Origin of the sequence: Pseudomonas sp. NPDC088429 (assembly GCF_044753305.1) — a bacterium.
Lineage (GTDB): Bacteria > Pseudomonadota > Gammaproteobacteria > Pseudomonadales > Pseudomonadaceae > Aquipseudomonas > Aquipseudomonas rustica.
Genome location: NZ_JBIVMX010000001.1, coordinates 188,668 through 209,106 on the forward strand (window position 1 = coordinate 188,668; position 20,439 = coordinate 209,106).

Annotated in this window: 12 protein-coding genes; 10 read left to right on the plus strand and 2 right to left on the minus strand. The window is 60.8% G+C overall.

Translation table 11 applies throughout. The annotated features are described in order from the left end of the window. Window positions 1-216: 216 nt before the first annotated feature. Complete coding sequence (locus tag ACIP66_RS01015; protein ID WP_400644500.1) at window positions 217-5,112, minus strand: NAD-glutamate dehydrogenase; 4,896 nt, start codon at window positions 5,110-5,112, stop codon at window positions 217-219. A gap of 480 nt (window positions 5,113-5,592) precedes the next feature. Continuing rightward, entirely contained in the window at window positions 5,593-6,987 is a 1,395-nt protein-coding gene (locus tag ACIP66_RS01020; protein ID WP_400644502.1) for a hypothetical protein, read from the minus strand. Between the two features lie 284 nt (window positions 6,988-7,271). Between ACIP66_RS01020 and ACIP66_RS01025 the strand changes: the two genes are divergently transcribed. From ACIP66_RS01025 to ACIP66_RS01070, 10 genes are all read left to right on the plus strand, one after another. Beyond that, window positions 7,272-7,625: a hypothetical protein gene (locus ACIP66_RS01025; RefSeq protein ID WP_053121132.1), complete on the plus strand. Its 354-nt coding sequence runs from the start codon at window positions 7,272-7,274 to the stop codon at window positions 7,623-7,625. Window positions 7,626-7,897: 272 nt separating this feature from the next. After that, window positions 7,898-8,857, plus strand: a complete 960-nt coding sequence (locus tag ACIP66_RS01030) for a MoxR family ATPase (protein WP_003218556.1) — start codon at window positions 7,898-7,900, stop codon at window positions 8,855-8,857. 5 nt (window positions 8,858-8,862) lie between these two features. Continuing rightward, window positions 8,863-9,807 carry a DUF58 domain-containing protein gene (locus tag ACIP66_RS01035; protein ID WP_053121134.1) on the plus strand — a complete coding sequence of 315 codons (945 nt, stop codon included), beginning with the start codon at window positions 8,863-8,865 and terminating at the stop codon, window positions 9,805-9,807. Beyond that, window positions 9,804-10,301, plus strand: coding sequence for a DUF4381 domain-containing protein (locus tag ACIP66_RS01040; RefSeq protein ID WP_400644505.1), 498 nt, complete (start codon window positions 9,804-9,806; stop codon window positions 10,299-10,301). Before ACIP66_RS01035 ends, ACIP66_RS01040 begins: the two co-directional genes overlap by 4 nt. Then, the gene (locus ACIP66_RS01045; RefSeq protein ID WP_053121138.1) at window positions 10,294-11,373 is read left to right on the plus strand and encodes a VWA domain-containing protein; all 1,080 of its coding nucleotides are present in this window, start codon (window positions 10,294-10,296) and stop codon (window positions 11,371-11,373) included. The genes ACIP66_RS01040 and ACIP66_RS01045 overlap by 8 nt, the downstream gene beginning before the upstream one ends. Next, complete coding sequence (locus ACIP66_RS01050) at window positions 11,370-13,109, plus strand: tetratricopeptide repeat protein (protein ID WP_400644507.1); 1,740 nt, start codon at window positions 11,370-11,372, stop codon at window positions 13,107-13,109. Before ACIP66_RS01045 ends, ACIP66_RS01050 begins: the two co-directional genes overlap by 4 nt. Continuing rightward, the gene (locus ACIP66_RS01055; RefSeq protein WP_159815089.1) at window positions 13,106-14,740 is read left to right on the plus strand and encodes a BatD family protein; all 1,635 of its coding nucleotides are present in this window, start codon (window positions 13,106-13,108) and stop codon (window positions 14,738-14,740) included. The genes ACIP66_RS01050 and ACIP66_RS01055 overlap by 4 nt, the downstream gene beginning before the upstream one ends. Before the next feature lie 208 nt (window positions 14,741-14,948). After that, the gene (locus ACIP66_RS01060) at window positions 14,949-16,193 is read left to right on the plus strand and encodes an exonuclease SbcCD subunit D C-terminal domain-containing protein (protein ID WP_400644511.1); all 1,245 of its coding nucleotides are present in this window, start codon (window positions 14,949-14,951) and stop codon (window positions 16,191-16,193) included. Further along, window positions 16,190-19,831, plus strand: a complete 3,642-nt coding sequence (locus ACIP66_RS01065; RefSeq protein ID WP_400644514.1) for an SbcC/MukB-like Walker B domain-containing protein — start codon at window positions 16,190-16,192, stop codon at window positions 19,829-19,831. The genes ACIP66_RS01060 and ACIP66_RS01065 overlap by 4 nt, the downstream gene beginning before the upstream one ends. Next, window positions 19,828-20,412 (plus strand): glutathione S-transferase, encoded by a 585-nt coding sequence (locus ACIP66_RS01070; RefSeq protein WP_400644517.1) that lies wholly within the window; start codon window positions 19,828-19,830, stop codon window positions 20,410-20,412. The genes ACIP66_RS01065 and ACIP66_RS01070 overlap by 4 nt, the downstream gene beginning before the upstream one ends. The last annotated feature ends 27 nt before the right edge of the window (window positions 20,413-20,439 follow it).

Consider the following 20,439-nt stretch of genomic DNA (forward strand, 5'->3'; position numbering starts at 1 on the left):
ATGTAAGGGCCTCTTCGCGAGCAAGCCCGCTCCCACGGGTTTTGTGGAACTCCGATCCCTGTAGGAGCTGCCGAAGGCTGCGATCTTTTGATCTTGATCTTTTAAAGGCAAAAGATCGCAGCCTTCGGCAGCTCCTACACCGCTCGGTGTAAATCCATGAGACACAAAAAAGCCCCGGCATCTCACGATACCGGGGCTTTTTCATTCAGCGCTTACTTATGCCGTTTCAAGCTCGGCATTCGCTGTCGCTGCAGGCACTACTGCTTGCCCGCTCAACGCCAGATCCAGCAGTTCACGGTTGGCCACCGCGTACATGGCGTAGTCCGTGCCGCTCGCAGCGCGGATTTCCACCAGCATGGCGCGCCAGCGCGAGATCATGCTTTCGTGCTGTTCCATCCACAGCGCCAGACGTGCTTCCACGTCCAGGGTGCCGTCGCCCTGTTGCAGGACGGAGATGGTGATCGCGCGTTGCTGCCAGTCGACATCATCACGGAACGCTTCACGGGCCAGGGCTTGCCAGTTGTTTTCAACCGGCAGCGCGCTGATCTGTTGCAGGTACCAGGTGATGTCCAGCGCACTGCCCACGGCGAAGTAGGCTTTCGCCACTTCGGCAGGGTTCTGGCCAGTCACGTCGGAGGCTTCGATGATCGGCAGCAAGGTGTACAGGTGCGAGGTGCCCGCAACCATACGCGCCAGCAATTCCGGCACACCGGCTTCGACGTAAGCCTGATAACGCGCCTGCCAGTTTTCACGGATTTCGCCGCTCAGCAGTTCGTCGAGTTTCAGGCCCAGCTCTTTCAGGTGCGGACCGAAATGCGCGACGTCACGGGCAGCGTTCTGCTCGTTGCGACGGGCACGCAGGAACCAGCGCGTGGCGCGGCGGCCCAGACGCATCAGCTCGTCCATCAGCTCCAGCTGAACGTCAGCGGCAACCTGATAGTCCAGCGCTTCGATCTGACGGAACCAGTGCGGGAGGTGGAAGATGTCGCGCACGATCACGTAAGCGCCAGCGACGTTCGCCGGGCTCATGCCGGTCGACTCTTTGAGTCGTTGAACGAAGGTGATGCCCATGTGGTTGACCAGGTCGTTGGCGATCTGGGTGCTGACGATCTCGCGCTTCAGGCGGTGACGACGCATGGCTTCGGAGAACTTGCTGACCAGGGTCGGCGGGAACGCCGTTTCCATGTCGCGGGTCAGGTAATCGTCGTCCGGCACCAAGGAGCCCAACAGCTGCTCCTTGAGATCGATTTTGCTGTACGAGATCAGCACCGACAGCTCAGGACGGGTCAGACCGTGGCCTTCAGCAATGCGCTCGGCCAGTTGCTCTTCGGTCGGCAGGAACTCGATGGCACGGTCCAGCTTGCCACGGCCTTCCAGATCGCCCATCAGACGCTTGTACTCAGCGATGCGCGCATAAGCACGACGCGCCGCCAGCGACAGCGCCTGAGTCTGCTTGTAGTTGTTGCCCAGCACCAGATTGCCGACTTCGTCGGTCATGCTCGCCAGCAACTGGTTGCGTTGCTTGTCGGTCATGTCACCGGCCTGAACCACTTCGTTCAGCAGGATCTTGATGTTCACTTCGTGGTCGGAGCAGTCCACGCCACCGGCGTTGTCGATGAAGTCGGTGTTGGAACCGCCGCCATTCAGACCGAATTCCACACGACCCAGTTGGGTCATGCCGAGGTTACCGCCCTCGCCCACGACTTTGCAGCGCAGCTCGTTGCCGTTTACGCGCAATGCATCGTTGGCCTTGTCGCCGACATCGGCGTGGCTTTCAGTGCTGGCCTTGACGTAAGTGCCAATACCGCCGTTCCACAGCAGATCCACCGGCGCCTTGAGCAAGGCATTCAGCAGTTCAGTCGGGGTCAGCTTGTCAGCCTTGATGTCGAAGCGTTCCTGCATCTGCGGGGAGATTGCGATGCTCTTCGCGCTGCGCGAGAAGATACCGCCGCCTTCGGACATGATGCTGGTGTCGTAGTCGGTCCACGCCGAACGCGGCAGGTCGAACATGCGCTGACGCTCGACGAAGCTGGTCGCCGGGTTCGGGTTTGGATCGATGAAGATGTGCAGGTGGTTGAAGGCAGCGACCAGTTGCAGCTTGTCGGACATCAACAGGCCGTTACCGAACACGTCACCGGCCATGTCGCCGACGCCGACAACAGTGATGCTGTCTTCCTGAACATTGATGCCGCGCTCGCGGAAGTGACGTTGTACGCCGACCCACGCGCCTTTGGCGGTAATGCCCATTTTCTTGTGGTCGTAACCGGCCGAACCACCGGACGCAAACGCGTCACCCAGCCAGAAGCCGTAGTCGATGGCGATGCCGTTGGCGATGTCGGAGAAGGTCGCAGTGCCCTTGTCCGCCGCCACTACCAGATACGGGTCGTCATCGTCGTGGCGCACCACGTTCAATGGCGGCACCAGCGCGCCGTCTTTCAGGTTGTCGGTGATGTCCAACAGACCGGAAATGAAGATGCGGTAGCAGGCGATGCCCTCGGCCGCGATCTCGTCACGGCTGCCGCCCAGAGGCAGGCGACGCGGCAGGAAGCCGCCCTTCGCACCCACTGGCACGATGACCGAGTTCTTCACTTGTTGAGCTTTTACCAGGCCAAGAACTTCGGTGCGGAAGTCTTCTTCACGGTCGGACCAGCGCAGGCCACCACGAGCGACGTTACCGAAGCGCAGGTGCACGCCTTCAACACGTGGCGAGTAGACGAAGATTTCGAACTTCGGCACTGGCTTCGGCAGTTCAGGGATCGCGTGCGGGTTGAACTTGAAGCTGAAGTACGACTTGTTCTGGCCGTTGGCATCAGTCTGATAGAAGTTGGTACGCAGGGTCGCTTTGATCAGGTCGAGGTAACGACGCAGGATGCGGTCTTCGTTGAGCACCTGAACGTCGTCCAGTGCGGTCAGAATCGCTTGTTCCAGACGCTGTTGCTTGTCTTCCAGATCGTCGTCGCTGAGCTTGCGCGCCAGATAGAAGCGGGTCTTGAACAACCGGGTCAGCTCGCGAGCGATGTCGGTGTGGTTGTTCAGGGTGCTGGCGATGTAACCCAGATCGAAGCCCAGACGAATCTGCTTCAGGTAACGAGCGTAAGCGCGCAGCAGTGCGACGTCGCGCCAAGGCAGGCCGGCGGTCAGCACCAGACGGTTGAACGCATCGTTCTCGGCATCGCCACGGACGATGTGGACAAAGGCGTCCTGCAGGGTGTCGTTGAGTTGCTGGATGTCGAGATCCAGACCTTCAGCGGCAGTGAAGGCGAAGTCGTGAATCCAGAACTCGCGGCCATTGGTGTGACGCAGACGGTACGGGAATTCACCCAGCACGCGCAGGCCGAGGTTTTCCAGAATCGGCAGCACGTCGGACAGCGCCAGCGGCGTGTCGGCGTGATACAGCTTGCAATGCAGTTCGCGTTGGCCGGAGACCTGGCCCAGCGGCTGATAGAAGCTCATCACCAGCGGATTTTTTTCGTTGAGGCTCAGCAGGTGCTGCATGTCGACCACGGCCGAATGCGCAGCGAAACGCTCGCGGTAACCGGCCGGGAAGCCTTTCGGAAAGTCCGCCAGCACGTTGGTGCCGTGGGCTTCGCCGAAGCTTTCGACGGTCAGTGCGGCGTAGTCGTCCTGCCAGCTGCGGCAAGCCTGCACGACTTCTTTTTCCAGCAGCAGCGGATCGATGTCGAGACGGTTTTTCGGGTCGACACGCAGGATCAGCTGAACGCGAGCCAGCACGGACTCGGAGAAGAACGTCCAGAATTCGCAGTCGGAAGCCTTCAGGCGCTCCATCAGCACTTGCTGGATCTTCTGGCGAACTTCGGTGGAATAAATGTCGCGCGGCACGTAGGCCAGGCAGTAGCAGAAACGACCGTACGGGTCTTTGCGCAGGAACACGCGGATCTTGTTGCGTTCCTGGATCTGCACGATCGACATGACGGTGCTGAACAGTTCGTCGACCGGGGTCTGGAACAGGTCATCACGCGGCAGCACTTCGAGTACCTGCGCCAGTTCTTTGCCCAAGTGAGCCTTGGACTGGAAGCCGGAGCGGTGTTCGATTTCGGCGACCTTGCGGCGGATGAACGGGATGACCCGCACGCTCTCGCCATACACCGACGAGGTGTACAGGCCCATGAAACGGTGTTCTTTGATGACTTTACCGTCGGCGTCGATTTCACGGATCGACACGTAATCCGGGTAGGCCGGACGGTGCACACGGCTCGGGTGCGCAGCCTTGGCGAACGACAGCAGGGTCGGTTCGCGCAGGTAGTTCACCGCGTAGTCTTCGATGCGCAGGTCGTCGTAGGTCAGGCCGGTGCGCAGCAGTTTGGTCAGGCCGAGGAAGGAGTTCTGGTCGTACTCGATGTGGCCGCCATCGGCTTGATCGGTGACCACGAACTCTTCGTAGCCAAGGAAGGTGAAGTGGTTGCCCACCAGCCATTCCAGGAAGCTTTTGATTTCGTTCTTTTCTTCGGCATCGACGGCGAACGCGCTGTTGTCGAGTTTGGTGAGGATTTCCTGCACCTTGGCTTTCATCGGCTCAAAATCGGCGACCGCAACGCGGACTTCACCGAGAACCTGTTCCAGCTCTTTGCTCAGCACATTCAGTTCGGCCGCGTTGGCGCAGCGGTCGATTTCCAGGTACATCAACGACTCTTGCAGAATGCCGTCGCCCTGGGTGCCTTTCGGCAGGATTTCCAGCAACTCGCCCTTGCTGCCACGACGCACGCTGAGCACGGTGGTTTGCAGGGTGTGGATGCTGTAGCCGCGACGGTTCAGTTCGGTACGAACCGAGTCGACGAGGAATGGCAGGTCGTGGTGCAGGACTTCGACCGCGGTGTGGGTCGACTGCCAGCCATGACGCTCGTAATCGGGGTTGTAAACGCGCACTTGTGGTTGCGCGTGATCGAAGCGCTCAAGCAGGCGCCACGCAGAGAGAGTACAGCCAGCGAGGTCGGAGAGGCGACGTTGAGTCAGCTCGTCCACATAAATCTTGCCTAAGAATTGTTCAGCTAACAGAGCCACTAGTGGCAGTTCAAGTTCACTGATGTGCTGCGCCAGTGCCGCTTGCAGTTGGTGCTGGAAGTCGGCTTTGCTGGCTGCGGTGAAGAACGCCATCTGTGGTACTCCGCTTAAGCTTGTTATTGATGGAAAGCGTCGCGTGCAACACCCCTTTCGGGGCTTGTGTCGCCCTGTTCCTGATTCTCGGGCAGAGGAAACAGGGGGACAGGTGGGTGAAGCTGGACGAGACACTCAGGTCACATTCACCTTCCATTGAATGGGCATCTGCAAAAGCGACTGTCGGGCTTGCCGGCAATGCCTTTACGGGTGCTCATCCGTTGCGCAGCTTAATGGCTGCGACAATGTGTCTGCTTGCGGTGCTGCGACATATTCGTTCATAGGCAGGTAAATGAAGGCTTTCGCACCGGTAAACACTAGCAGCCGTGGCGGAAAACGACGGGGGGAATGCCCGGTTTTACGGGACATTCGTGCCAATCGCTGCCCCGTGGCGGCTACATATCCAGAAACGAAAACCCTCAGGGCCGTTCTATCGACCCTGAGCCTGGCATCCGGTTCAGCACTGGCTTTTGACACGGATCAGTCCGGCAACTCTTCATAGGCCCGGAATTTGCTCACGGTGGCGCAGTCGTAGCACTGCATCTGCAGGGTCAATTTGTCCATGCTGGCGTCGATATTGCTGGAGTCGCACTCGCGGCAGAACAACTGCGGATAGTCGACCTGTGGCGCGGCGACCGGTGAACCGGTGAGAAACCGAGGCACAAATTCGTCTCGCCAGAACAGCCCCGGCGACTTGGAAAAACCGGCACCACTGTCCTTGAGCACGACGTCGTAAAGCAGGCGGGTCATGGCCGGCTGCGGCACGCGTGTATCGCGGTAGCTGTCCTTGCGCCAGTTCTCCGCCAAGGCGAGCTGCGCGGTGCTCTGCATGTTGCGCGGAATGGTGTTGGAGGCGTGGGTGCGACCCTTGGAGTTGCCGGTGGCATAGAAATGCGCAGCGCTTTTCACCGCGACTCTGGCGAAGTAGTAGATCTGACTGACCGAGAAGTTCTGCAGCAATGTGCCGATCACTGAGTCGGCGCGGGCTTCGGCGGTGAACGCCATACCGACCATATTGGCCTGCAGGTGAACGTATTGAATGGATTCCTCCCGCGCGAGCCTGAAGATCAATGCGTACAACTCACGCTTCCACCCTGGCAGTACAGGCCCGGACAACTCTTCGTACAGGGCCAGATAGAGCATATCGCGCGTGCAGCGCACGCCTTCGTCCAAGGCGACGTTGGCCCGCCAGTAAACGGCCGAATACGTGCTGATGCTGAACTCGTCGGCCCGATTGAACGCTCGAATGTCCGATGCCGTATCGACCTGCAACGCGCCCGCCTCGTGCAGACCTTTCACCAGTTCTTCACTGAAAGTGTCAGTGGACGTGAGCTTTTCCCCTCTAATTTCAGCATCAAGCGCGGCAATGCGTTCGCCTGCGCCTTGGCCACCGTCATCCAGCAACGCCAGCAGAGCAACTTTTTGCTGGAATCCAAGACTGGCAAAGGGTACCGGTGGGCTTGGCGTACCGTAGCGCGCGGCCAGATCACTACGGTCACGTTCGGCCTGATCGGCGAGTTGCTGTTTGCGCAACCGGACACAGGCATCACAACCACACACGCTGCGTCTCGAGCCCGCACCGGCGGTGAAGTATTGATGCTCGCAATTCACACATTTGTAAGCACTGCGCAGGGAAACCGGAGTGCCGCGTGAGGGTCGGTGCATCCACATCGGCAATTCACAATACGGGCATGTCAGGTCAGCACTGACGATCGGCGGCAGCACTTTCAACACACTGCGTACGGTATCCGGCAGTTTGTACTCGGCGATCAGGTCGGCGGTTTTTTCGCCGTTGAGGTAGCGCTGGTAAAGCTGTTCCACCTGCTCCTCGGACAGATGACTGATTTCTTGCGCCCATTGGAAATATCGCTTCATCAAAAGACATCCTTTTTTGCATGTTGGCCATCGCACTCCGTTGCGTTCGAACAGCAAAATCTGACGGCAAACATCCACCAAAACAAGCGAAAAGGCCTCCAATTCACGCTATTTTTATTCTTCTCAAAAACCCTACGAGGCCAGCGGATTTTTCTTACTAGACTCTGGGAATAGTCTTTAAGAACAGCCCTGCACTCGACGATGTTTCAGCAGAATTTCCCTCAGGCTGGCAAAATCGCACTTTTTGCGCACTGTCTACCGCGTTAGCCCACCAGGAATTCCCCATGCAAATGACCACCGCCCTATTGATCGTCAACCCATGCGACGACGAAGAAGACAACATGGCCATGCTCTGCTGCCACAGCGACAAGGGCGACATGTTCCTGATGAGCCGCTATCCGGACGAGGATGAGCTGGAAATCACCCTGGACGGCGAGCCTTCGACGCTGGACGGCGTGAAGGTCACGTTGAGCTCGACGCTGCTGAAGATTGAAATCGGCGCGGCGGATGCTGATGCGTTGAATGGGGATGATGTGCTGGAGATCAGCTTTAACCCGGATATGGTTGATCTCGATGAGGTGGTGGAGACGTTGACGAATATCCTCGACGGGACGGGAACCTTCATCAACGAAGTTTGATGGTGTCTGAATAGGCCTCTTCGCGAGCAAGCTCGCTCCCACATTTGAACTGCGTGCACCCCGTCAATGTGGGAGCGAGCTTGCTCGCGAAGGCGTCCGAAAGAACACTACCCCTCCCCGGTACTACAAAAATCCAACAATTCCCCCAGTCATTTCCCGCACTTTGCGCAAAATGCCGTTAGTCGCCACCCCCCGCGATGGATTAAAGTAACGCCCCCAGCCCCGGCGTTATCCGAACGCCCGTGGCCACCCCTTTCCAGGAACAGTCACCGATGGAACATCGTGAAGCGCTGCTGGCGCTGCGAACCTTTCTTTCAACGCAGATTCTCGGCCAGGAAAAACTCATCGAGCGTTTGCTCATCGCCCTGCTCGCCGACGGCCATATGCTGGTCGAGGGCGCCCCGGGTCTGGCCAAGACCAAAGCGATCAAAGAACTCGCCGAGGGCATCGAAGCCCAGTTCCATCGCATCCAGTTCACCCCTGACCTGCTGCCCGCCGACATCACCGGCACCGAGATCTATCGCCCGGAAACCGGCAGTTTCGTGTTCCAGCAAGGGCCAATCTTCCACAACCTCGTGCTGGCGGACGAAATCAACCGCGCGCCGGCCAAGGTGCAATCGGCGCTGCTCGAAGCCATGGCCGAGCGTCAGGTTAGCGTCGGCCGCAGCACCTACGAGCTGTCGCCGCTGTTTCTGGTGATGGCCACGCAGAACCCGATCGAGCAGGAAGGCACCTACCCGCTGCCGGAAGCGCAGCTCGACCGCTTCCTGATGCACGTAAAAATCGGTTTCCCGGATGCCGCCGTCGAACGCCGCATCCTCCAGCAGGCCCGTGGCGAAGCACTGAATGGCGAGACCAAGCCCGAGCGCCGGGTCAGCCAGCAGGCGATCTTCGCTGCACGCAAGGAAATCCTTGGCTTGTACATGGCCGACGCCGTGGAGGAATACCTCGTGCAACTGGTCATGGCCACCCGTACGCCGGCCAAGTTCGATCCGGAAATGGCCGAGTGGATTGCCTATGGCGCCAGCCCACGCGGCTCGATCGCCCTCGACCGCTGCGCCCGCGCCCACGCCTGGCTGGCCGGTCGCGACTTCGTCAGCCCGGAAGACATTCAAGCGGTGCTGTTCGACGTGTTGCGTCACCGCATTATTTTGTCGTTTGAAGCCGAAGCCGCCGGCATCGATCAGGATCGGGTGGTGCAGCGGATTCTCGACGTCGTAGCCGTCGCTTGACCCCCATGAACGCCCCCCAGCCTTCCCAACCGGGCATCCGCGTCAGCCTCGCCGAGCTGATCGAGATGCGTCACCGGGTGCGTGAAGTGCAGCTATTTTCCACGCCGAGCCAGCGCAGCCCGCTGATCGGCCTGCATCACTCGAAATTCCGTGGTCGCGGTGTCGACTTCGACCAGGTGCGCGTGTATCAGGCCGGCGACGACGTGCGCACCATCGACTGGCGCGTCACCGCTCGCACGCAAGAGCCGCACACCAAGCTGTTCCATGAAGAACGCGAACGACCGATTTTCATTATGGTCGAGCAAAGCACGCGGCTGTTTTTCGGCTCCGGGCTGATGTTCAAATCGGTGTTGGCCGCACAAGTCGCGGCGCTGATCGGCTGGGCCGCGCTCGGCCACAACGACCGGGTCGGTGGGCTGGTGTTCGGCGACAACGAGCACTACGAAATCAAACCACGGCGCAGCAAGCAGAGCCTGCTGCAATTGCTCAATCGTTTGGTCAAGGTCAATCAATCGCTGCACAGCGAACGTGAGCCGGATCGCGATGCCTTCGGCGTGGCCCTGCGCCGCGCCCGCGAAGTGCTGCGCCCCGGCAGTCTGGCCATTGTGATTTGCGATGAGCGCGCGCTGTCCGACAGCGCCGAGCAACAACTGAGCTTGTTGGCGCGCCATTGCGATTTGCTGATGCTGCCGATTTCCGATCCACTCGATCACGCCCTCCCCGCCGCCGGCCTTTTACGATTCGCCGAACGTGGCGCCCAGCTTGAGCTCGACACGCTGAATTTTGATTTGCGCCAAACCTATCGCGCCCAAGCCGAAGCCCGTATCGCTCGCTGGGAATTGCTCGCGCAGAAGTTGCGGGTGCTGCTGATGCCGTTGAGCACGCAGAGTGAAATGGTCGAGCAGATGCGCGAATTCCTCAATCCGCAGCGTCCGGGGAAAGGTCGATGAACGAACTCGACCAATTGCAGCCACTGATCTCGCCGCCGCCGGTTGCCTTTTGGCCTCCGGCGCCGGGCTGGTGGTTATTGCTGCTGTTATTGCCGCTGCTCGGTTACGCCGTATGGCGCCTGCGCCGTTTCATTCCCATGAAGAAACGCCCGATCGTGCGCGCTGAACAGCCACTCGATCCGGTGCGCGTCGCTGCCCTCGCAGAACTGGCGCAAATGCCCAAACCCTACGACGGTGCCCCGGCCGGCGCGTGGCTGCAACAGGTCAATGGCCTGCTCAAACGCCTGTGTCGCAACCATTATCCCTACAGCCAGAGCCACACCCTTAATGGCCGAAAGTGGCTGGCGTTCCTCGACAACCGTTGCCCCGCCGCTGGCCTGACGCGCTGGATGGTGCTGGTCGAAGGCGCGTACAAACCGGAATGCAAACTCGACGACAAGGCCATCGCCGGCCTGACGCAAGCCGTCGACACGTGGATTCGCAAACATGTTTGAGTTCGCCTGGCCGTGGATTTTTCTGCTGTTACCGCTGCCGTGGCTGATGCGCCTCGTGCTGCCGGTGGCCGACAGCGGCGAACCGGCGCTGAAAGTCAGCTTTCTGTCCGACCTCGAAGGCCTCGCCCGCCGTCGTGCCCGCGCCAATTTGCCTGCGTGGCGCCAGCAAGCGCCGTTCATGTTGTTGTGGTTGCTACTGCTGACTGCCGCTGCGCGCCCGCAATGGCTGGGCGAACCGTTGCCAATTGCCGCCAGTGGCCGAGATTTGTTGGTGGCGGTGGACGTGTCCGGTTCGATGGATTTTCCCGACATGCAGTGGCAGGACGAAGAAGTCAGTCGCCTGTCCTTGGTGCAGCATCTGCTCGGTGACTTCCTGGAAAGCCGTGACGGCGACCGGGTCGGCCTGATCCTCTTCGGCAGTCAGGCCTACCTGCAAGCGCCGCTGACCTTTGATCGCCACACCGTGCGCGTCTGGCTCGATGAAGCGCGGATCGGCATTGCCGGCAAGAACACCGCCATCGGCGACGCCATCGGTCTGGGCCTGAAACGCTTGCGCATGCGTCCAGCACAAAGCCGTGTGCTGATTCTGGTCACCGACGGCGCCAACAATGGCGGCGAAATCGATCCGTTGACGGCGGCAAAACTGGCGGCCAGTGAAGGCGTGAAGATTTACCCGATCGGCATCGGCGCCAATCCTGAGGACAGCGGTTCGACCGGCCTGCTCGGCGTCAATCCAAGCCTGGATCTCGACGAGCCGGCGCTTAAGGAAATCGCCGAAGTCACCGGCGGGCAATACTTCCGCGCGCATGATGGCCAGGAACTGCAAGCGATCAAGGACACCCTCGACCAGCTCGAACCAGTGACTCAACAACCGACCCAGGCGCGCCCTGCGCAAGCCTTATATCACTGGCCACTGGCGTTGGCGCTGTGGTTGAGCCTGTTGTTGGTCGCACGCGAATTGTGGCCGGACAACCCGCTGCAACGCCTGTTCAACAAGGAGCTTAATCTGCAAAGTCCGCTGCCTGACTGGCGCGAGCGTCTCAAACGCCTGCGTCTGCGGAGGCGCCGATGATTGCCCTCTGGCCGCACTGGTTCCGTCCGTGGTGGTTGCTGCTGTTGCCGCTGCTCGGCTGGCTGATCTGGCAACTCTGGCACCGGCAAAAACGCGCCGGACGCTGGCAGATGATTCTGCCGCCGGCGTTCCACGCCACCCTGCTCAGTGGCGGCAGCGGTCGCGACAGCAAACTGCCGTGGGTGGCCCTTGGCGTGGCGTGGCTGCTGACCATTCTGGCGTTGCTCGGGCCGAGCTGGGAGCGCGTCGAACAGACCAGCCAAAAACCCGCCGATCCGTTGGTGATCGTGCTGGAACTGACCCCGGAAATGCTCGCCACCGACTCACCACCGACGCGACTGGAACAAGCGCGGCGCAAGGTGTTCGACCTGTTGCAGGCGCGCAGCGATGCGCAGACCGCGATCGTCGTTTACGCCGGCAGCGCCCACACGCTGGTGCCGCTGTCGGATGATCTGGCGACCAGTCGCAATCTGCTCGACGCGCTGAAACCGTCGCTGATGCCGGAAAGCGGCCATCGCGCCGACCTCGCTATCGGAAAAGCGCTGGACTTGCTCAAACAAGGCGCACTCGGCCAAGGGCGGATTCTGCTGGTCGGCTCGTCGCTGAGCGAAGATGAACGGCAAGGCATTCGCCGGGCGCTCAACGGGCAATCGGCGCAACTGTTGATGCTCGGCATCGGCACCGCCGAAGGTGCGCCGATTGCGCAGGAGGACGGCAGTTTCCTCAAGGACGAGCAAGGCGCGATCCGCGTGCCGCAACTTGATAGCCCAGGCCTGGCGGCGTTCATCGATAGCGTCGGCGGTGACTACCATGCGGCGCGATTGGATGAAGCCGATCTCGGCGCACTCGGACTGCTCAACGGCCCGCGCAGTTTGCGCAGCGATGGCCAGACCGTGCGCCTCGACACGTGGGCCGACCAGGGTTATTGGTTGCTGCTGCCACTGCTGCTGCTCGCTGCCTGTGCCGGGCGGCGTGGCTGGCTGTTTTGCCTGCCGCTGCTGTTCTGCCTGCCGCAGCCGAGCTACGCTTTCGACTTCGAAGACTTGTGGCTGCGTCCCGACCAGCAAGGCCTGCACTTGCTCAAACAGAAACGCCCCGCCGAAGCCGCAGAACATTTTGACGATCACCAGTGGCAAGGGGTGGCGTTGTACGAGGCCGGCGACTACAGTGGCGCCGCCCAGCGCTTTGCCGAAGGCAGCGATGCCCGCGACCACTACAATCGTGGCAACGCTTTGGCGAAAAGCGGTGAACTGGATGCGGCGATCGACGCCTATGAACAGGCGCTGGAGCTGCAACCGGATCTGCGTCCGGCACAGACCAACAAGGCGCTGGTGGAAAATCTGCTGAAGCAGAAAAACACCCCGCCACCGGTCGATCCGGAAAGCCAGCAGCCCGAACAGAATCTGCCGGGCGGTGAACCTCCGCCACCCACCGCGCCGCCACCAGCGGTGAAAAGCGAAACCCAGAGTGAGGCGCAATCCGGCGAGTCTGCCAGTGAACCGCCGCCGACCACACCGCCGCAGCCAGGCCCGAATGAGGTGCCGGGCAGCAACGATGAGGAAGAGGAAACCAATACTGTGCCGACGCTGCGCCCGACCGAAGACAACCTCGAAGGCGAGCAACGTCAGGCACTGGAACAATGGCTGGGTAAAATCCCGGACGATCCGGGCGAACTGCTGCGACGCAAATTCTGGTACGAACAGCAACAACATCAGGATCAGGAAAACACTCGATGACCCGCTTCACCGCTCTCTTGCTGCCCCTGCTGCTCTGCACGACCGCCAACGCGGCCGAGCTGATCGCCAGTGTGGATCGCAGTCGCCTGAATTCCGGCGAGACGGTCGAGCTCACCCTCGAAATCAGCGACGTCACCCAGTTCGGCAAACCCGACCTGACCCCGCTGGAGCCGCTGTTCGAAGTGCGTGGCACGCGGCAGGTCAACCAGCTCAATACCCTCAACGGCGACAACCGCGCGACCACACGCTGGATCATCACGTTGCTGCCGAAAGAGAACGGCAGCGTGGTGATTCCCTCGCTGCAAATGGGCGAGGTGCAGAGCCAGCCGATCACCGTGCAAGTGGTCGAAAGCGACACCCGCGAAGACAAGAACAGCCTTGATCCGGTGTTTATCGAAGCGAGTCTCGATCAGTCCAGCGTGTATGTGCAGGCGCAGGCGATCCTGACTGTGCGCGTCTATCACTCGGTTTCGCTGTACGACGACAGCAGCCTGTCGCCGCTGCAAATCGTCGATGCGCGGGTTGAGCAGCTCGGCGACACGCGCACCTACGAGAAAGACATCAACGGTGTGCGCCACGGCGTCATCGAAATGCGCTACGCGATCTATCCGCAGCACAGCGGCTTGCTGACGATCACTCCGCAGACTTTCAGCGCCACGCTGGTCGACACGCAACCGGCCCAGGACACCAGCCCACAAGGGCCGAAGCCGGGCAAACTGATGCGCGTCACCTCTTCGGAAATTCCGCTGACGGTCAAGCCCAAACCGCTGACTTATCCTGCCGATGCACCGTGGCTGCCGGCGCGCAGCCTGAGCCTAAGCGAGAGCTGGAACCCGGAGCCGGAACACACGCAAATCGGTGATTCGCTGACCCGCAGCCTGACCCTGAAAGTCGAAGGGCTGGCCGCTTCGCAATTGCCCGCACTGCCCGCCACCGACGTCAATGGCCTGCGCCGCTACCCCGATCAACCGGTGCTGAGCAATCAAAGCAGCGACCGTGGCCTGATCGGTAGCCGTGAAGAACGCGAAGCGCTGGTGCCGAGCCGCAGCGGCTCGATTGATCTGCCGACGGTGGACGTGGTGTGGTGGAACACCTTCGAAGATCATTTGGAACACAGCAGCCTGCCGGCGCGCACCCTGCAAGTCGCCAATAACCCGAGCCTGCAAGTCGACACGCCGACGGGCAATCTGCAACCGGGGATTGTCGATAACGACACGCTGTGGTGGTGGAAACTCAGCACGCTGATACTGGCCTGCACCACCCTGCTCGGCTTTGGTCTGTGGTGGCGAGCGCGCTGGCAGCCGGCGATCCTGCGCGCTGCGCAAACCGGCCCGAGCCCGCGCACCTTGCTCGACGACATCAAACGCGCGAGCCAGGCCAATGACCCGCAGGCGACGCGGCAAGCGCTGGATGCTTGGGCGCGTCAGCAGCCGGAGACGCTGGCGGACATGGCGGCGCGGTTTGTGCCCTTATCGGATGCGCTGGATGGGTTGAATGGCGCGCTCTACAGCGAAACGGGGCAGCATTGGCAGGGTGAGGATTTGTGGCGGGCAATCCGCACAATTCCGACCGCCGAGCGCGTGCACGACCCGGTGGGCGACAGCGGCTTGCCACCGCTCTACCCGAAGTAAAAGATCAAAAGATCGCAGCCTGCGGCAGCTCCTACATTTGGGAATGCAGTCCCCTGTAGGAGCTGCCGCAGGCTGCGATCTTTTGATCCAATGGGGTAAGGGGATCCATGCGCAGACTGCGCGGGGCAATAAACTGTAAACTCTCCCCCTCTTTCGCCGCCTCTTCATTCCCGCGCGGCCATCACCTCTTTTAGTTGCGGAGTCCACCTTGCGTCTGTTTCACACCTCCGACTGGCACCTTGGGCAAAACCTGCATGGTCAGGAGCGCGATTTCGAGCACGCCTGTTTTCTCGAATGGCTGCTGCGCCAGCTGAAACTGGCGCAGCCGGATGTGCTGCTGATTGCCGGGGATATCTTCGACACGGTCAATCCGCCGGTCAAAGCCCAGGAATGCCTCTACGATTTCATCGTCAGCGCCCACGAGCAGCAGCCCTTGCTGACCATCGTGATGATTGCCGGCAACCACGATTCCGGCTCGCGCATCGAACTGCCCGCGCCGTTGATGCGCCGCTTGCGCACCCACGCGCTGGGTCGCGTGCTGTGGCTGGACGACGGCCAGCTCGATTCCGAACGTCTGCTGCTGCCATTGCCGAACGCCAAAGGCGACATCGCCGCGTGGTGCCTGGCGCTGCCGTTTCTGCGCCCGGCCGAAGTCACCGGTGCACACCTGGGCGACAACTATTTGCGCGGCATCGGTCAGGTGCATGAATGGCTGATCGAAGCGGCCAACGCCAAGCGCCAACCGGGTCAGGCGCTGATCGCCATCAGCCACGCGCACATGGCCGGTGGTTCGGTCTCGGAAGACTCCGAGCGCAGCCTGATCATCGGTAACGCCGAAGCCCTGCCTGCCAGTCTGTTCGGGCCGAGCATCAGCTACGTCGCCCTCGGCCATTTGCACAAGCCACAGAAGGTCAACGGCGAGGAGCGTATTCGCTACAGCGGTTCGCCGATTCCATTGTCGTTCTCGGAAATCGGTTATCAGCATCAGATTCTCGACGTCACGCTTGATGGCGAAACCCTGGTCAGCGTCGAGCCAAAACTGATCCCGCGTTCGGTCAATCTGCAACGCATCGGCCCGGCACCGCTGGCCGAGATTCTCCTGCAACTGGCCGACCTGCCGAACATCGACCTGCTCGCTGAAACCCAGCGCCAGCCGTGGCTGGAAGTGCGCGTGACCCTCGACGAGCCGCAGCCGGATCTGCGCCATCAAGTGGAAAACGCCCTGCAAGGCAAAGCGGTGCGCCTGGTGCGCATCGCCGCTGAATACGCCGGCAAGCGTGGCGCTGACGGCGAGGAGGATGGCACCGCGCTGATCGAACTCGATCAACTCACCCCGCAGGAATTGTTCAGCCGCGCCTGGCTCGACAACTACGGCAACGAGGTCGATGAACAAACGCTGAAGGACTTCGCCGAACTGCTGCAAGACGTGCAACTGGAGGGCGAGCAGCCATGAAAATTCTCGCCATTCGCTTGAAAAACCTCGCCTCGCTGGCCGGGCCGTTCGAAATTGATTTCACCGCTGAACCGCTGGCCAGTGCCGGTTTGTTCGCGATCACCGGGCCGACCGGCGCCGGTAAAAGTACCCTGCTTGACGCCTTGTGCCTGGCGCTGTTCGGCGCTGTTCCGCGCCTGAACAACACCGGCCGCGACGCCAAAGTGCCCGATGCTGATGGCGAGATCGCCACGGGTGACCCGCGCACTTTGCTGCGTCGCGGCACCGGCGAAGGCTATGCCGAGGTGGATTTCGTCGGAGTTGATGGCCGTCGCTATCGGGCGCGCTGGGAAGCCAACCGCGCTCGCGAGAAGGCCGGCGGCAAGTTGCAGGCCAGTCGTCAGAGCCTGCGCGACATCGATCAGGATCAACTGCTCGCCAGCCAGAAAGGCGAATACAAAACCCAACTGGAGGCCGCACTGGGCCTGAACTTCGAACAGTTCACCCGCGCCGTGCTGCTGGCGCAGAGCGAGTTCAGCGCGTTCCTCAAAGCGGACGACAACGACCGCAGCGAACTGCTGGAAAAACTCACCGACACCGCGCTGTACACCCGCCTCGGCCGTCGTGCATTCGACAAGACCAAAGAGGCCCGCGAAGCGCACAAGCTGTTGCAGGATCAGGCCACTGGCGTTACCCCGCTGGCACCCGAAGCGCGCGCCGAGCTGGATGAACGCTTTAACGCCGCCCAGCAACAATTGAAGTTGCAGCAGGCGCAATTGAAGCAACTGGAGCAGCAACACAGTTGGCTCAAGGATTTGCGTCTGTTGCAGGACGCGCAGCAAGCCGCCAGCGAGCAATTGCGCAGCGCCCAGCAACAATCGGAAGCGCTGGCCGGCGAACGCATCAAGCTGACGCGTCTGGAACAACTCGGCCCGCAACGGCACCAGTTCGCCCGCAAAACCGAACTCGATGCGTTGTTGACGCCGTTGGCCGCGCAGATTGCCGAGCACACCCGCCAGCACGCCGAACTGACTGAACGTCAGACGCAACTCGAGCAGAATCTTGAGACAGCCAAAGTCGCGCTGACCGAGGCGCAGCAACGCCAATCTGAAAACGCGCCGCTGTTGCGTCAGGCGTTCGAAGAGCAAAGCACCCTCGCCCGTCTGGCCAAAGATGTGGCCGCGAGCGCTGAGGCCAAAGCCACTGCGCAACAGGCCTGCACCGACGGCCAGAGCGCCATTCAAGCCTTGCAGGAAAAGCAGGGCCAGGTCGCCGAACGCTTGCAACGCATCGCCGCTGAGCTGGAACAAAGCGCTCATCTGGCGCCACTGAGCGATGCGTGGAATGCCTATCGCGATCGCCTGCAACAGCTGATGTTGATTGGTAATCGCCTGAACAAAGGTCAGGCCGAACTGGCCAACCTCGAACAAAACGCCACACGCAGCGCTGAAGAGTTCGCCAGCCAGAAGCAACAACTCGAAGTACTGTTCAAAGAGGCCGGCGCCGAACCGGATGCCGTCGCCGAGCAAATCGGCATTCTCGGTACGCTGTTGCAGGACAACCGCAAACAACTGCGCGCTTTCGAAGACCTGTCGCGCTTGTGGGCCAGCCAACAGGATCTGGACAAGCGCGGCGCCGAGTTGCAACAACGCCAGCTCAATGCGCAGCAGGAGCGTGAGCGTCTGACCCAGGACGGCGTCAAAACCAAAGCCGAACTGATCGTCGCCGAGCAAACCCTCAACGTCACCCGCGAACTGCTTGAACGCCAGCGTCTGGCGCGCAGTGCCAGTGTCGAAGAGTTGCGCGCGCAGTTGCAGGACGATCAACCGTGCCCGGTGTGTGGCAGCAATGAGCACCCGTATCACCAGCCGGAAGCGCTGCTGCAAAGCCTCGGTCGCCACGATGAAAGCGAACAGGCCAACGCTCAGCTAGTCGTCGATCAGTTCAAGGAAAAACTCAGTGAACTGCGCGCCGACGTCGGCGCTGTCATTGCTCAGCAGAAAGAACTGCTGCAACAACAAGAGCAACTGGCGAACCAGCAACAGGCCCTCGCGCCGAGCCTCGACGCGCATCCGCTGTCCGCGCAGTTGTTGAATCAGGACGCCGACAAACGCGACGCCTGGCTCATGCGCCAGAACGAGCAATTGAACCAGAGCATCACGCAGGACGAACAGCGCCAGAGCGCCCTGCTCACCCTGCAACAGGATGCGGCGCGGTTGACTCAACAATTGCGTCAGGCGGAAACCGCGCATCAGCAAGCCGCGCAGCACCTGAGCAATCAACAGCGCGAACTGAGCAGCGACCGTCAACGCCTCGATGAAGAACTGACGGCATTCGGCCCTCTGCTGCCGGCCGAGACCCTTGAAGCCCTGCGCCTGGAGCCGGCGGCGACGTTTATGCAGCTTGACCGGCAGATCGCCGAGCGTCTGACGCAACTCGATCAGCAAAAGGAAGAACTGAGCGAGCAGCAGCAACGTCAGCAGACGCTGGATAAAGAACAGGATCGTCAGCAGACCCGTGCACAGCAGGCACAAACCGCTGAACAGCAGTTCAATGCGCTGGCCGAGCAACAGCAACTGTGCCAGCAGAAACTGGCGCAATTGCTCGGCGAGCACAGCAGCGCCGAACAGTGGCAGCAGCAACTGGAACAGGCTGTGGAACAGGCGCGCGCCGCCGAAACCAGTACCGCGCAAGAACTGCAAAGTGTGCGCACGCAGCTTGTGCAAATCGCCGCCGAACTCAAAGCGCAGCAACAACGTTTGCAGGCTCTGGAAAGCGAAGACAAGAATCTGGCCAGCAAGATTGCCGACTGGCGCGCTCGTCATCCGGAGCTGGATGACGGTGGCCTCGAAGATCTGTTGCGGGTCGACGACGCGCAACTCGCTGAACTGCGCCAACGCTTGCAGCAAAACGAAAAAGCCATCGAGCAAGCCAAAGTGCTGTTGCAAGAACGTGACGAGCGCTTAGCCGCGCATCAAGCCCAGCACAACGGCAATCTTGATGCCGAGCAACTCGCCACGGCCCTGACTGATTTGCAGAACCAGTTCAACGTCAGCGAGCAGCAATGCGCTGAACTGCGAGCAGAACAGGTCGAAGATCAGCGCCGGCAGAATGCCAATCAGGCCTTGGCGCAGCAGATTGCTGATGCCTATGCCGAGTATCAGCGTTGGGCGCGGCTCAGTGCGCTGATTGGCTCGGCCACCGGCGATACGTTCCGCAAGATCGCCCAAGCCTACAACCTCGATTTGCTGGTGCATCACGCCAACGTGCAGCTGCGCCAATTGGTCAAACGCTATCGCCTGAAACGCGGCGGCAGCATGCTTGGCTTGCTGGTGATGGACACGGAAATGGGCGATGAACTGCGCTCGGTGCATTCGTTGTCTGGCGGCGAGACATTCCTGGTGTCGTTGGCGTTGGCGCTGGGTCTGGCCTCGATGGCGTCGAGCACGCTGAAAATCGAATCGCTGTTTATCGACGAAGGTTTTGGCAGCCTCGATCCGGAGTCGTTGCAACTGGCGATGGATGCGCTGGATGGTTTGCAGGCTCAGGGCCGTAAGGTCGCGGTGATTTCCCATGTGCAGGAAATGCACGAACGGATTCCGGTGCAGATTCAGGTGCAGCGTCAGGGCAATGGTTTGAGCACCCTGGAGGTGAAATGAATACGCTGTATTCTTTCCGCCGCTGCCCGTACGCGATGCGCGCGCGGATGGCCCTGCGTTATTCGGGCGTGCCGGTGGAGATTGTCGAGGTCAGCCTTAAAACCAAACCGGCGGAGATGCTGGCGATCTCGCCGAAGGGCACGGTGCCGGTGCTGGATGCGGATGGTCGGGTGATTGATGAGAGCCTGGAAATCATGCGTTGGGCGCTGGCGCAGAATGATCCGCAGGGTTGGTTGCTTGATGGCGATTCGCGGATTGCCGAGTTGATCGAGGCGAATGATCAGGGGTTCAAGGTTGATTTGAATCGCTACAAGTATGCCGAGCGGTATCCGGAGCAGCCGATGGAGGTTTATCGGGCTCAGGGAGCGGTGTTTTTGCAGCGGTTGGAGGGGTTGTTGCAGGATCGGGATTATTTGCTGGCTGATCATCCGAGCCTGGCGGACATCGCCCTGCTGCCGTTTGTTCGGCAGTTCGCGCATGTCGATCGCGAGTGGTTTGCGCAGACGCCTTATCCGCGCCTGCAGGCTTGGTTGAACAACTTCCTCGAGTCCGACCTCTTCACCTCGATCATGAAGAAGTAACCCTCAACTTCCTGCCTGATTGATCAT

Excerpts from the sequence above, each read along its gene's own strand:
- ACIP66_RS01030 (WP_003218556.1), top strand. The coding sequence starts at position 7,898 with ATGGAACATCGTGAAGCGCTGCTGGCGCTGCGAACCTTTCTTTCAACG.
- ACIP66_RS01025 (WP_053121132.1), top strand. The coding sequence starts at position 7,272 with ATGCAAATGACCACCGCCCTATTGATCGTCAACCCATGCGACGACGAA.
- ACIP66_RS01065 (WP_400644514.1), top strand. The coding sequence starts at position 16,190 with ATGAAAATTCTCGCCATTCGCTTGAAAAACCTCGCCTCGCTGGCCGGG.
- ACIP66_RS01015 (WP_400644500.1), bottom strand. The coding sequence starts at position 5,112 with ATGGCGTTCTTCACCGCAGCCAGCAAAGCCGACTTCCAGCACCAACTG.
- ACIP66_RS01050 (WP_400644507.1), top strand. The coding sequence starts at position 11,370 with ATGATTGCCCTCTGGCCGCACTGGTTCCGTCCGTGGTGGTTGCTGCTG.
- ACIP66_RS01035 (WP_053121134.1), top strand. The coding sequence starts at position 8,863 with ATGAACGCCCCCCAGCCTTCCCAACCGGGCATCCGCGTCAGCCTCGCC.
- ACIP66_RS01055 (WP_159815089.1), top strand. The coding sequence starts at position 13,106 with ATGACCCGCTTCACCGCTCTCTTGCTGCCCCTGCTGCTCTGCACGACC.
- ACIP66_RS01045 (WP_053121138.1), top strand. The coding sequence starts at position 10,294 with ATGTTTGAGTTCGCCTGGCCGTGGATTTTTCTGCTGTTACCGCTGCCG.
- ACIP66_RS01070 (WP_400644517.1), top strand. The coding sequence starts at position 19,828 with ATGAATACGCTGTATTCTTTCCGCCGCTGCCCGTACGCGATGCGCGCG.
- ACIP66_RS01020 (WP_400644502.1), bottom strand. The coding sequence starts at position 6,987 with ATGAAGCGATATTTCCAATGGGCGCAAGAAATCAGTCATCTGTCCGAG.
- ACIP66_RS01040 (WP_400644505.1), top strand. The coding sequence starts at position 9,804 with ATGAACGAACTCGACCAATTGCAGCCACTGATCTCGCCGCCGCCGGTT.